This is a genomic window from Sphingomonas sp. A2-49 (assembly GCF_025548555.1).
Classification (GTDB): domain Bacteria; phylum Pseudomonadota; class Alphaproteobacteria; order Sphingomonadales; family Sphingomonadaceae; genus Sphingomonas.
Genome location: NZ_JAJLPA010000006.1, coordinates 1 through 12164 on the forward strand (window position 1 = coordinate 1; position 12164 = coordinate 12164).

General features: G+C 66.8%; 6 protein-coding genes, 1 tRNA gene and 1 pseudogene. 2 read left to right on the top strand and 6 right to left on the bottom strand.

Going from position 1 to position 12164, the window contains the following annotated elements:
* Positions 1-96 precede the first annotated feature (96 nt).
* The 3 genes from LPN01_RS07610 to LPN01_RS07620 all read right to left on the bottom strand — a co-directional run bounded on the left by LPN01_RS07610 (position 97) and on the right by LPN01_RS07620 (position 3602).
* Positions 97-438: a hypothetical protein gene (locus LPN01_RS07610; protein ID WP_262827778.1), complete on the bottom strand. Its 342-nt coding sequence runs from the start codon at positions 436-438 to the stop codon at positions 97-99.
* Between the two features lie 61 nt (positions 439-499).
* On the bottom strand, positions 500-3367 hold the full coding sequence (locus LPN01_RS07615) for a TrlF family AAA-like ATPase (RefSeq protein ID WP_262827779.1): 2868 nt from the start codon (positions 3365-3367) through the stop codon (positions 500-502).
* A gap of 159 nt (positions 3368-3526) precedes the next feature.
* Positions 3527-3602: transfer RNA gene (locus tag LPN01_RS07620), tRNA-Thr, on the bottom strand.
* A gap of 166 nt (positions 3603-3768) precedes the next feature.
* On the opposite strand from LPN01_RS07620, the gene LPN01_RS07625 reads away from it, so the two are divergent.
* Both LPN01_RS07625 and LPN01_RS07630 read left to right on the top strand, forming a co-directional pair.
* A complete protein-coding gene (locus LPN01_RS07625) occupies positions 3769-5049 on the top strand; it encodes a hypothetical protein (protein WP_262827780.1) in 1281 nt (426 codons plus the stop codon).
* 104 nt (positions 5050-5153) lie between these two features.
* Positions 5154-9758, top strand: coding sequence for an NAD-glutamate dehydrogenase (locus LPN01_RS07630; RefSeq protein ID WP_262827781.1), 4605 nt, complete (start codon positions 5154-5156; stop codon positions 9756-9758).
* 239 nt (positions 9759-9997) lie between these two features.
* Here the strand turns inward: LPN01_RS07630 and LPN01_RS07635 are convergent, their stop codons facing one another.
* The 3 genes and pseudogenes from LPN01_RS07635 to LPN01_RS07645 all read right to left on the bottom strand — a co-directional run bounded on the left by LPN01_RS07635 (position 9998) and on the right by LPN01_RS07645 (position 12121).
* Complete coding sequence (locus LPN01_RS07635) at positions 9998-11098, bottom strand: PepSY-associated TM helix domain-containing protein (protein ID WP_262827782.1); 1101 nt, start codon at positions 11096-11098, stop codon at positions 9998-10000.
* A pseudogene (locus tag LPN01_RS07640) lies at positions 11095-11382 on the bottom strand (ribbon-helix-helix domain-containing protein); the annotation flags it as partial. The pseudogene LPN01_RS07640 and the gene LPN01_RS07635, both read right to left, overlap by 4 nt.
* 55 nt (positions 11383-11437) lie before the next feature.
* Complete coding sequence (locus tag LPN01_RS07645; protein WP_262827783.1) at positions 11438-12121, bottom strand: Fe2+-dependent dioxygenase; 684 nt, start codon at positions 12119-12121, stop codon at positions 11438-11440.
* Positions 12122-12164 lie beyond the last annotated feature (43 nt).

Below are 12164 nucleotides of genomic sequence, written 5' to 3' on the forward strand. Positions count from 1 at the left end.
GAGAACCTGATCGATGAGCAGGCGCATGCGCCTTTATCGATCGAAACCGACTGGACATGCGCGCATGCCACCCGGCCCCTGAATCAGCGACCGAGTTCATCGATTGAGGTTCTCACGCCCCACCTCCTGGCTTTCACAGGAGGTACGGCGATCATGGAAGGCCGGCGGGCAGATCGCAATAGACCATTGCGATCCGCCGCGGCGTGTTTGCCACCCTTCCATATAAGATGCCGTTTTTTGCGCATAAGTATCGTGCATCTTCTGGGCGATAACGTGCATCGCTAGCGAAAGCTGATAGGCCTTACCGCATCGAATTAGGAACTGTTGTTTGAGGCTCGACGACGCGCAGCTGCATCGGTGATCTGAATCGGGCACTCGCAAACCGTCGGTTTTGGTATTGAAACCGCTGGCGGCAGCAATGATCGTCCAGCCCACCATCCTGCTTATAATACAGTAGCTCTGTTACCCAAAAAAAAAATGGCAGCGGCCCCGATACAGGTCACCCTATGCTTTGCTGGAACTTGTACTTTCTTGCCCTGAGATTAAAGGCTTCTAGTCCGCCCTCCATGACGTGCGTTATTGCATCTCGCACAGCGGGAGTTTCTATTGCGCCGTCGCAGATTATACTAATCGTCGCAGTGCCAATCTTTAGCCGGCCTTCCGTCCGATTGGCTGACATCACAATAACTTTGTCTGCATCCCCATTCACGACGAGGTTTGAATTATGGGTAGCAAAAATTATCTGCCGGCGGGATTTTGAGGTTCTTATTAGGCGTACAATGCTCATCATCACACGGTTATCGAGGTCGTCTTCTGGCTGATCTATGATGAGAGTCCCAGCGCTCTGTCGTAGTAAAAGACGGAGTAACGCAGATGCCTGCTGACCGGGAGACGCCATGTTGAATGGTATGTCTCGACCATCGCTCACGTACGTAAGAGCTATGGTGTCTCTAGGCGTGGCCGAAAGAATTGCGGCTACAGCATGATCAGATAGGTTTTGATAAACCCGAACTGCTTGCAAGTCAGTAAGCTTATTTTTACCGTCGAACATTGCGGCTGATAATGCAGCGATCGCGTCCTTTCCAGGCAATACGGGGCTACCCGCTAGGATTTTCGTTCGGTAGATGTCGAGCATGCCCTCAGCAGCCTGAGACCACCCCGGTCCACCCGCGTGCATAATTGCGCCGACCCAGTCGGAGCAATGTTGCTCGGGGTCGCGAAATCGACTGCCCTCCAACACGGCACACAGGGCTTCCACCGCTTCTGACGGCAGCCGATCGCGTTTAACTCTCGCCTTCAGGGAGCCTTCGGACTTATCCACTACCTCGGCAGCGGTTCGCGCCAGCAAGTCGCTCCGCGTTACGAGCAGGTCGGCAAGCTTCTTTCGCGTTAGCCCCAGCCGCGCAATGTTCGGCTCGGCACGCTTCGCCTTTTCGGAGGCTACGTCTTCAAGGGCAGTGGCTTCACGCAGCTCAGCTGTGAGCCGCTCAGCATCCGCAATCAAAAATTTGTGTTCGTTCTGACGTCCCTTAGCGGCATCATACCGCGCTTGGAAATCGCCAAAATCTACGTCGAAGGCTTCGATGGCCCGCTGACGCTTTACCTCGACGGCCTCCAAGCCGGTTAGAATGCCTCTTACGGCACTTAAAGCCTCGGCACGGGCGTCGGCTATCGCGCCGCACAGAGAAGAAAGATGAGGGAAGCCTATGGCGTCGCCATGCCGCCCCAAATCAATGGCGAGATGCGATTTAACGAGTTCCCCCAGCGCCTCACGATCAACGACGATGCGGCGACCGACCTCGTCCAAGTAGTTGCGAGCGCTGCCATAGCGAGGAGCTTCTGCTAGCGTATCTAAATCCTGCTTTTGGACCCCTCCGTCGTGAAGACGCTGAGTGAGGGCCTCAAGTCGCCTGCGAATATCGGCGACGCGTCGAGAGGCCTCGTCTAGCTCGAACTGAAACTGCCAACGAGCTGCTGCGCCTTGCAATGCCGTTGCCATCTCCCGCCGAGCATTCGCTATTTCCTGATCAATCCGCCGGCGCTCGCCGATAACTTCAGCTGCTGCAATGCCGGTAATGTTGTCGGCCGCAGCAGCGGCATCGACCATGGTCGTAGAAAGTTCTTTTTGATGGAAGGCACGTGCCGGAAATCTTCGTTGCGCCTCAGCGATCGTGACCGTCTCCGGATCATTCTTCCCAACCCGTACTTCGATTTGGTCTGGCTGATTGCCCGATCTCCGCCATGTCTCGATGACGCCTTCACGGTCAAGAACCACCTTAACGAAGCCCCCGTTGAGGGTTTGTTCGACTAACTGTGCTTCCCGCTCACGAAGTGTCCGACGCTCGCCGTCCTCCCCATAAATGTCCAGCTCCGCCCGTCCCAACCCGAACCGTAGGTATTCCAGAAGAGAACTCTTACCCGAACCGCGGCCTCCAATAACGCTGTTGAACCCGTCATTGAATATGCAGCTGAGAGGGTTCGCGCCCGTGAGACTTGAAGAGACCTCAATCGACAAAATTCGTGCGGACGGCCTGTCTGGCTCTGCATAGGCGAGGCGAGCCTCATCTGCCAAAAAGGCCTGGCGAAACCCCTCCATATTGGGCTCACCGAGCTTGATCCAGCATTCATGCGCCCCTAGGCGGTCCCAGCTTGCCCTCTTGTTATCGCCTGTCGCGAGGACTGCTCGGCGGCGAGTTCCCCATTCCTCGATCCGACCTTGTATCTTGTCGAGCGTGGTAGCGTCTAGCGACGGGAAAGCTGTCTCAATATATACTCCATCTGACAGTAGTGCTTTGGCGCGCGGCGCTTGACTAGGAGCGTTCAGAGACTTGTGAGCGCCCTCGTTGCCGAAATGTGGTATGAGTATGACCCGGTCGCGAAGGACATCGTCCGTCTGAACGGAATTCATCAGGTCAGCGACGGTTAATCCGCAGTGAGCCGTTTCGCACGTCTTCTCGTCTTCTAAGCTCGCCGCTTCTACTGCTGGCAATTTCGCTAGAACTCGCGTCCATTCCTGCTGCGTAGTTTCTGGGCCGAACAGCGCAAGACATTGCACTCCGTCCGAGCAGGTAATCTCTATACCCGGCAGCACAATGAGTTCACGGGGAGTCGCTAAGGCGTGAGCCGCCTGCATCACATACGGGATCATAGCCACATCATGATGATCGGTCACCGCGATTATAGACAATTGTCGGGCGAGGGCCGCATGCACGAATTCCTCCGCCCACTTCTGACGCGCCGCTTCTTGTTCTTGAGTTCCACCGGCCAAGCCGGGTCCACCAACCCAACTACGGTCGCGTGGCGTATGGCACTGCGCATCGATGCGATGCCAAACGGTTCCGGGATGAAATCCAATTTCGTGAGCCATGCACTCTGCATAGCCTACTGAAGCGTTGTAGGGGAACGCTCTACGGGACAGTTTGACAAGCGCAACGACGCCCCACGTAGGACCCAAGTGGGTCTCCCACGCGAACGGCCTTCCGCCTTCGTGAGCGCCGCTAACCTACTGAGAGTGCGTCTGGAAAGATGGTGCCGCTTACAGGACTCGAACCTGTGACCCCCGCATTACGAATGCGATGCTCTACCAGCTGAGCTAAAGCGGCACGGGCGAAGCGGCCTGTCGGCCGTTCGGGTGGTGCGCCTAACAGCTAAGATCGGGGCTGACAAGCGTCCCTTTCTCTGTGCCCGTCTTTACGTCCCGTTTACCACGGCGCGTGCACAAGCAGGACGAACCGGGACCGTCGGGTCCCGCGTAAGAAGGGTTTGGGCATGGATAGCGCGCGCGGCTTCGAGGACGAGCGGATGGGGCTCGACGACGCGGTCGACACGGCCGTCGACCGGGGCGACGTCGACGAGGGCGGCGTCGAGGATGCCGTGTTCGACCTCGGCGGCGACGAGCGGCGCATGCATGTGCGCGCCTACAATCACTGGGTGTCGCTGCTGAAGGGGCGCGCCTATCCGGGCATCGACGATCTCGACCCCGCCAGCATCGCCGATTTCGGGCCGCACAGCGTGCTGCTCGACTTCACCGGCGGGATCGAGGATCCGACGATCGCCTATCTCGGCCGCACGCTGCGCGAGGAATGCGGGCTGGAAACCAGCATCACGCGCATCGCCGAGGTGCCGGGCCGGTCGCTGCTGTCGCGGCTGACCGACCATTACCTCCAGATCATCGCGAACCGCGCGCCGATCGGCTTCGAGGCCGAATTCGTCGGCACCCGCGGCCGCACGACGCTGTACCGCGGCATCCTGATGCCCTTCTCGTCCGAGGGCACGTCGATCGACTTCATCTACGGCGTCATCAACTGGAAGGAGATGGTCGACGCCGCGACGCAGGCGACGCTGGACGCCGAACTCGACGCCGCGGTCCGCACCGGGCCCAAGCCGCCCGCCGATTCGCACGTCTGGGCGGATGGCCCGAGTGGCGGATTCGAGGCGTCGGACGAGCCGGTCGAGGCGGTGTCCGGCGGGTCGCTCGGCGACCGGTTGACGATGGCGCGCGAAAGCGCCGCGGCGGTGCGTGCCGCCGACACCCGCGGGCGATCCGCCCTGTACCGCGCGCTCGGGCGCGCGCACGATTTCGCGCTCGCCTGCGATGGCGATGCCGACGGCTATGCTGAGCTGCTCGCCAGCGCCGGGATAAAGTTGCAACCACGCGCACCGATGACGCCGGTGGTGAAGCTCGTCTTCGGCGCCGAATACGACAAGACCCGCCTTGCCGAATATGCCGCGGTGCTGGGCCATGCCCGCCGCCACGCCGTGCCGGCAGGCGGGCTGGCACCGTTCCTCGACGCGACGGAGGGCGGCATCAAGGCGGTCGTCGCCGCCGAGCGGCTGGCACGCCGGCCCGCGGGCAAGCCCGACGTCTTCGACCGCGCCGCCGCGGAACTGCGCGCGCTGCCGACACTCGGCAGCGTCGCGATGGGCCTCGACGGCGACGAGTTCGTCGTGCTGCTCGGCCGCGCGGGACGCGACGGAACGGTGGACGTCATCAAGCGCGTCGAGGGCAAGGGGCTGATCGAAAGCATCGTCCGCAAGTCCGCTGCCTGACCCGGCCGATGTCGCAGCGCGCCCTATAGAAAATTGCGCCGCAACGTAATTTTCGCAGCGCAGCAAAGCTTGAGGTCCGCTGTTCACAGGCGCATAGGCGCGCCATGGCCGACCATAACCAGACCATGGCCGAGGCGCTCGCCGCCCGGCTGACCAAGGGCGCGCTACCGGGGGAGCTGACCGGCTTCGGTGCGGTGGAGCGGGCCGCAGCGGCCGCCTTCGTCGCGCAGACCGCGGGCAGGCGAGAAGACGGACGGCCCGCGATCGCGCTGGAGGCGCTGGCGTCGGACGACATGCGGCGGCGGATGCGGCTCGCGATCGTCAACGACGACATGCCGTTCCTGGTCGATTCGATCGCCGCGGCGATCGGCGAGCAGGATCTCGACATCGACCGCGTGATCCATCCCGTCGTTCGCGTCCGCCGCGATGCGGAGGGCGCACTCGCCGACATCGGCGGCGCCGGCCAGCCCGAATCGATGATCTACATCGAGCTGGAGCGTGCCGACGCGCGCGACCGCCGCGACCTGATCGAGGGGCTGAGCGCGGTGCTGGCCGACGTGCGTGCCGCCGTCACCGACTGGCCCCAGTTGCAGAAGGCGATGGCGCGCGACGAGGCGACCCTGCCGCAGGGCGAGGGCGCGGCGCTGCTGCAATGGTTCCTCGACGGGCAATTCACGCTGCTCGGCCATCAGGTGTGGCGGCGCGACGGCAGCGCCGGCGAGGCGCTGGGCCTGGCGCGCAACCCGCACGACACGCCGGTGCTGGCGGAGGCGAGCCGTGCGCTCGCGATCCAGTGGTTCGAGGATGGCGGCGAGGCGCCGCTGCTCCTCAAGTCCAGCCTGATCTCGACCGTGCACCGGGCGGTACCGCTCGACCTGGTGCTGGTGCCGATCGTCGAGGCGGGAGAGGTCACCGGCCTGTCGATCCACGCCGGACTGTGGACCAGCGCGGCGCTGAGCGCGCGCCCGCGCGACATACCCGTGCTGCGCGCCCGCCTGTCGGCGCTCGAGGCCAAGTTCGGGTTCGATCCCAGGGGCCATGCGGGCAAGGCGCTGACGCATGCGCTGACCGCCCTGCCCCATGACCTCGTCGTCGCCTTCCCCGCCCCCGCGCTGGAGGAGGTGGTCCTGACCGCGATGAGCCTCGCCGACCGGCCGCGGCCTGCGCTGGTGCTGGTCCAGTCGGCGCTCGGCCGGCACCTGTTCGCCTTCGCCTGGCTGCCGCGCGACGACCTTACCACCGCGCGCCGCGTCGCCATCGCACAGATGCTGACCGAGGCGTCGAACGGCAGCGTGCTCAACTGGTCGATCAGCCTCGACGACGGCGTGGTCGCGCTGCTGCGCTACACGATCGACCTGCGCGGATCGGGCCGGATGCCGGACACCGAACCCCTCGCCGAGCGACTGCGCCGGATGGTGCGCGGCTGGGTGTCGGACGTCGAGGCGGCGCTCGCCGAACGGGTGCCCGCGGCACGCGCCGCACGGCTGGGGCTACGCTGGGCGCAGGCGTTCCCGCCCAACTACCGCAACGTCAGTACCGCGGCGGAGGCGGCGGCGGACATCCTGCGTCTTGCGGGACTGGACGATGCCGACGCCCGTTCGGTCCGCATCTTCCCGGTCGTTCCCGGCGAGGATCGCCAGCTCAAGATCTACAAGTCGCACGGCGCGCTCGCCCTGTCGGATGCGGTGCCGGTGCTCGAGAATTTCGGCTTTCGCGTGATCGGCGAGCTGCCGACCCGACTGCGCGAGGACAATGACAGCTACGTCCACGATTTCGTCGTCGAGAGCGACGCGAGCGGTGACGGTCACGATGCCGCCGTGCTGGAAGGCGCGATCGCCGCGGCGCTGGAGGGCAAGGCGGAAAACGACGCGTTCAACCGCCTGATCGTCGACGTCGGCCTGTCGCCGCAATCGGTCGTGCTGCTGCGCGCGTGGTTCCGCTATCTGCGCCAGGCCGGGCTGCCTTACGGATTGACGACGGTGGTCGACGCGCTGCGCCGCGCGCCCGCGCTCGCCAAGGCACTGATCGCGCGCTTCGCCGCCGCGCACGATCCCGCGCATCCCGGCGACGTCGCCGCCGCGGACGAGACGATCGAACGCGGCCTCGACGCGGTGTCGGCGATCGACGACGATCGCATCCTGCGCGCCTATCGCGACCTGATCGCCGCCTGCCTGCGCACCAACGCCTTCGCCCCCGCCGCGGCGGAAGCGCTGGCGTTCAAGCTCGACAGCCAGCTGATCCCGGGCCTGCCCGCCCCCGTGCCGTGGCGCGAGATCTGGGTCTATTCGCCGCGGATCGAGGGCATCCACCTGCGTGCCGGCCCGGTCGCGCGCGGCGGCCTGCGCTGGTCGGACCGGCGCGACGATTTCCGTACCGAGATCCTCGGCCTCATGAAGGCGCAGCGCGTCAAGAACGCGGTGATCGTGCCGACCGGCGCGAAGGGCGGCTTCTATCCCAAGCAATTGCCCTCGCCCGCGGTCGATCGCGACGCATGGCTGGCGGAAGGGACCGAAAGCTATCGCATCTTCATCCGTTCGCTGCTGTCGATCACCGACAATATCGTCGACGGCGCGGTCGTGCATCCGGATGGCGTGCGCGTGCTCGATGGCGAGGACCCCTATTTCGTCGTCGCCGCCGACAAGGGCACCGCGACGTTCAGCGACGTCGCCAACGCATTGGCTCTGGAGCGCGATTTCTGGCTGGGCGACGCCTTCGCCAGCGGCGGCAGCGTCGGCTACGACCACAAGGCGATGGGCATCACCGCCAAGGGCGCCTGGGTCTCGGTACAGCGCCATTTCGCCGAGCGCGGCGTCGATGTGCAGACCCAGCCGATCACGGTCGTCGGTTGCGGCGACATGTCGGGCGATGTCTTCGGCAACGGTATGCTGCTGTCGAAGGCGCTGAAGATCGTCGCGGCGTTCGACCATCGCCACATCTTCATCGATCCCGATCCCGACCCCGCCGCCAGCTGGACCGAACGCGCGCGCATGTTCGCGCTGCCGCGGTCGAGCTGGGCGGATTACGACGCCGCGCTCATCAGCGCCGGCGGCGGCGTGTTCGCGCGTAGCGACAAGGTGATCCGCCTGTCGCCGGAGGCCCGCGCCGCGCTGGGCATCACCGCGACCGAGATGGACCCGGCGAGCCTGATCTCCGCGATCCTGACCGCGCCCGCCGACCTGCTGTGGTTCGGCGGGATCGGCACCTATGTGAAGGCCGCGGTGGAGAACAACGTCGCGGTCGGCGATCCCGCCAACGACCGCCTGCGGGTGGATGCGGAGGACCTGCGCGTCACGGCGATCGGCGAGGGCGCGAACCTGGGCGTCACGCAGGCGGCGCGTATCGCCTTCGCCAGCCGCGGCGGCCGGATCAACACCGACTTCATCGACAATTCGGCCGGCGTCGACTGCTCGGACAACGAGGTCAACATCAAGATCGCGCTGAACCGCGAGATGAACGAGGGCCGGCTGGGGTTCGAGGAGCGCAACGCGCTGCTCGCCAGCATGACCGACGACGTCGCGCACCTGGTGCTGGAGGACAATCGCCTCCAGACGCTGGCGCTGTCGATCGCGGAAGCGGACGGCGCGTCCGCGATCCCGAGCTACGTCCGCGTCATCGAGATCTTCGAGGGCGCAGGGCGGCTCGACCGCGCGGTCGAGGGGCTCGCGGGCAACGAGGACCTGCTGCGCCGCGGGCAGGAAGGCCTTGGCCTGACCCGGCCGGAGCTCGCCGTGCTGCTGGCGACTGCGAAACTCGCGTTGCAGGACGGCATCGAGCACGCCCCGCTGGCGATGGCGCCGGAACTCGCCCCCGATCTCCACGCCGCCTTCCCCGCGGCGATGCAGCGCGACTTCGCGGCCGCGATCGACGCGCACCGTCTGCGCGGACAGATCGTCGCCACCAAGCTCGCCAACCGGATCGTCAATCGCCTCGGCATCCGTTCGCCGTTCGAGCTGGCCGAGGAGGAGGGCGAGGCGATCGCCGACATCGCCGCAATGTTCGTCGTCGCCGAGCGCCTGTTCGGCCTCGACGCGCTCTGGGCGGAGATCGAGGGCGCCGAGATCGCCGAGGGCGCGCGCATCGCGCTGTTCAACGAGATGGCGGTGGCGACGCGCTCGCACATCGCCGACCTGCTCCGCGCGAGTGCGCCGGGGACATTGCCCGGGACGATGATCGACCGGCTCGGCAAGGGCATCGCGCAGCTCGAACGGCAGACCGATTCGCTGCTGCTCGAGGAAGCGAGCGCGCAGGGCGCGCGCATCGCCGCCGAACTGGAAGCCGCGGGCGCGCCCGCCGACCTCGCGCGGCGTGTCGTGCGGCTGTTCGACCTCGACGGTGCGGTGGGGCTGGCGGCGCTCGGCGAGCGGCTGGGCCTGGACGAGATCGAACTGACCCGGGCGTTCACGCATCTGGGACAGGCGCTGGGGCTCGACTGGGCGCAGGCGACCGCGGCGCGGATCGTGTCTAGCGACCCGTGGGAGCGGCTGCTGCTCGCCGGCCTGACGCGCGATTTCCAGCAGCAGCGGCTGGAATTCCTCGCACGCAACGGCGCCGCCGATCCGCGCGGCGCGGTCGATGCGTGGCTCGCCGCCAATGCGGCGCGCGTCGGCCAGTTCAAGGCGGTGATCGATCGCGCCCGCCACGCGGCGCAGCCGAACGCCGCAATGCTGGCGCAGATCGCCGGCCAGGCGCGTGTGCTGCTGGGACGCTAGGGAACGATCGACGGTCGGAAGCGGACCGGTCCGTCCCGGCCACCGTCACCCCGGACCGGTTCCGGGGTGACCGGCCGGCAGACGCTCCAGCCCGCCCCTCGCCGTGCGGTGGCTTCCGGTGCAGGTCCGAGAGTGTAGGTCGGCCCGGACGATCCGGCCCGGCGACCGGTCGAGGGCGCGATGGGGATCGACCGCATCCGCGGTTCCGACGCCGCAGGTCGGGTCGCCCCCCGCCCGGATCAGCGCCGCGCCAGTTTCGCGCGCCAGCCGCGGGCGCGCCACCACATGATGATTCCCGTCACCGCCAGCGCGGCCGGCAACACGCCGCCGATAAAGATGACGACCTGCCACACGATCCCCATCCCCTCGCCGTCATGGATGCGGCGCATCAGCAGCGCCGGCCCGCCCGGCGTGCGCGACGGCGCGGCGACCGCGATGCCGCCGTCGTCGGCGACCTTGACCGTCGCTCCCCCGGCGTAGATCACCGTCCAGTCCGGCGTCCGGTCGGTCGGCCAGGCGATGCTGCGGATCGTGCCGCGGCGGACCGCCTTCGCCCGCTCGACGACGATGGCGAGCGGCTGCGCGGGCGCCGCGAGCGCCTGCGCCCGCATCAGCGTGGCGCGGTCCGGCCCGCGCTGCGCCGGGGCGCCGCCGCTCAACGCGGCGAAGAACGCGGGGAAGCTGATCCACGCCCCCGTCAGCGACAGCACGAACAGCGGCAGCGCGACCCAGAACCCCATCAGGTAATGGAGGTTGCTGTCGGTGTTGCGATGCCGGCGCCAGCGCAGGCCCTTCAACCAGCGGCCGACGGTCGGCCACCACAGCCACAGGCCGGTGAACGACGAGATCATCATCGCGACGCCGATCCAGCCGACGATCTGTCGCCCGACGCCCGGCACCTGAAGGCTGCCGTGGAGGACGTGGAGGAAGCGGACGAGGCCGGCGTTGCTCGCCGCCACCTGCAGCACGCGTGCGCTGGGCGGGTCGAGGTAGACCATCGTGCGCACCGGCGGGCCGCGCCTCGCCCCCGGCGCCCCGCCGTCCGCCGCCTGCGCGGGTTGTGCGGCGACCACCACCGGGTCGCCGTCCGCGGTCATCGTCAGCTGCGCGATCCGGTCCCCCGGCTTGAGCGCGGCGCGTGCCGCGTCCAGATAGGCATCTGGCGCGAGCAACGTGCGGCCGGTGGTCGCATAGCGCGCCGGATTGACGATCCGGTCGAGCCCGTCGTGCCAGACGAGCGCCGCGCCCGACAGCGAGAGCGGCACGATCAGGATCGCGAGGATCAGCCCGATCCATTTGTGGACCTGGAACCACGTCCTGCGCCACGCCAGCTTGTTCATTCGTCGCTCCCGTCCCCGGTCGGGGTCGCATGCAGCCCCTGTTCGGTCAATCGTGCCGCAAAAAGCCAGCTGCGCAGCGCGCTGGCGAGGTTCGGCGGGTCGTCCGCCGCGATCCGCAGCACGTCGATCTGCGCCACCAGCACCGACAGCGGCAGCGCATGCGCCACCGCCGCCAGCTCCAGCGCGCGCCAATAGGCGGGCTCGAGGCTGATCGAGGTCTGGTGTCCGGCGATCGTGATCGACCGCTTGACCGGACCTTCGAAGCCGAACGCCGGGGCCGCGACGGTGCGCGTTTCGGGGGCGCGCGTCTCGGGGGCGCGCGTTTCGGGGGGACGGGAATCAGGCATCCGCCCACCGCCGCAACAGGTTGTGATAGATGCCGGTCAGCCGGACCACGGCGGCGTCGCCCTGCCCCTGCGCTGCCGCGACCGACTGGATCGCATCGTCCAGTTCGAACAGCGTCCGCCGCTCGCCGTCGTCGCGGACCATGGATTGCAGCCAGAAGAAGCAGGCGGTGCGCACCCCGCGCGTCACCGGGGTCACCCGATGCAGGCTGGACGCGGGGTAGAGGATCATGTGCCCCGCGGGCAGCTTCACCGTCTGGGGTCCGAAGCGATCCTCGATCACCAGCTCGCCGCCGTCATAGGCGTCGGGATCCTCGAGGAACAACGTCGCCGACAGGTCGGCGCGGATGCGGAAATCGGTGCCGCGCCGGATGCGGATCGCATTGTCGACGTGCAACCCGAAATCCTGGCCACCCGCATAGCGGTTGAACAGCGGCGGGAACACCTTCAGCGGCAGCGCCGCGGCGAAGAACAGCGGCGAGCGGCCGAGCGCCTCCAGCACCAGCGCGCCCGCCTCCTGCGCCTGTGCCGACTCCTCGGGCAATTGCTGGTTGCGCTTGGCGAGCGCGGCCTGCGGGCCCGAGGTGACGTTGCCGTCCACCCACGTCGCGCCGTCGATCAGCGCGCGCAGCCGCGCCACGCCGTCGGCGTCGAGCACATCGGGGATCGCGGTCAGCATGGCATGGCTCGTCGAGGTCCTTCCCGCCGCAGGCGACGGCGCG

Coding starts and splice junctions, on each gene's coding strand:
- LPN01_RS07615 (WP_262827779.1), bottom strand. CDS start 3,367: ATGGCTCACGAAATTGGATTTCATCCCGGAACCGTTTGGCATCGCATC.
- LPN01_RS07635 (WP_262827782.1), bottom strand. CDS start 11,098: ATGAACAAGCTGGCGTGGCGCAGGACGTGGTTCCAGGTCCACAAATGG.
- LPN01_RS07645 (WP_262827783.1), bottom strand. CDS start 12,121: ATGCTGACCGCGATCCCCGATGTGCTCGACGCCGACGGCGTGGCGCGG.
- LPN01_RS07625 (WP_262827780.1), top strand. CDS start 3,769: ATGGATAGCGCGCGCGGCTTCGAGGACGAGCGGATGGGGCTCGACGAC.
- LPN01_RS07610 (WP_262827778.1), bottom strand. CDS start 438: ATGGTGGGCTGGACGATCATTGCTGCCGCCAGCGGTTTCAATACCAAA.
- LPN01_RS07630 (WP_262827781.1), top strand. CDS start 5,154: ATGGCCGACCATAACCAGACCATGGCCGAGGCGCTCGCCGCCCGGCTG.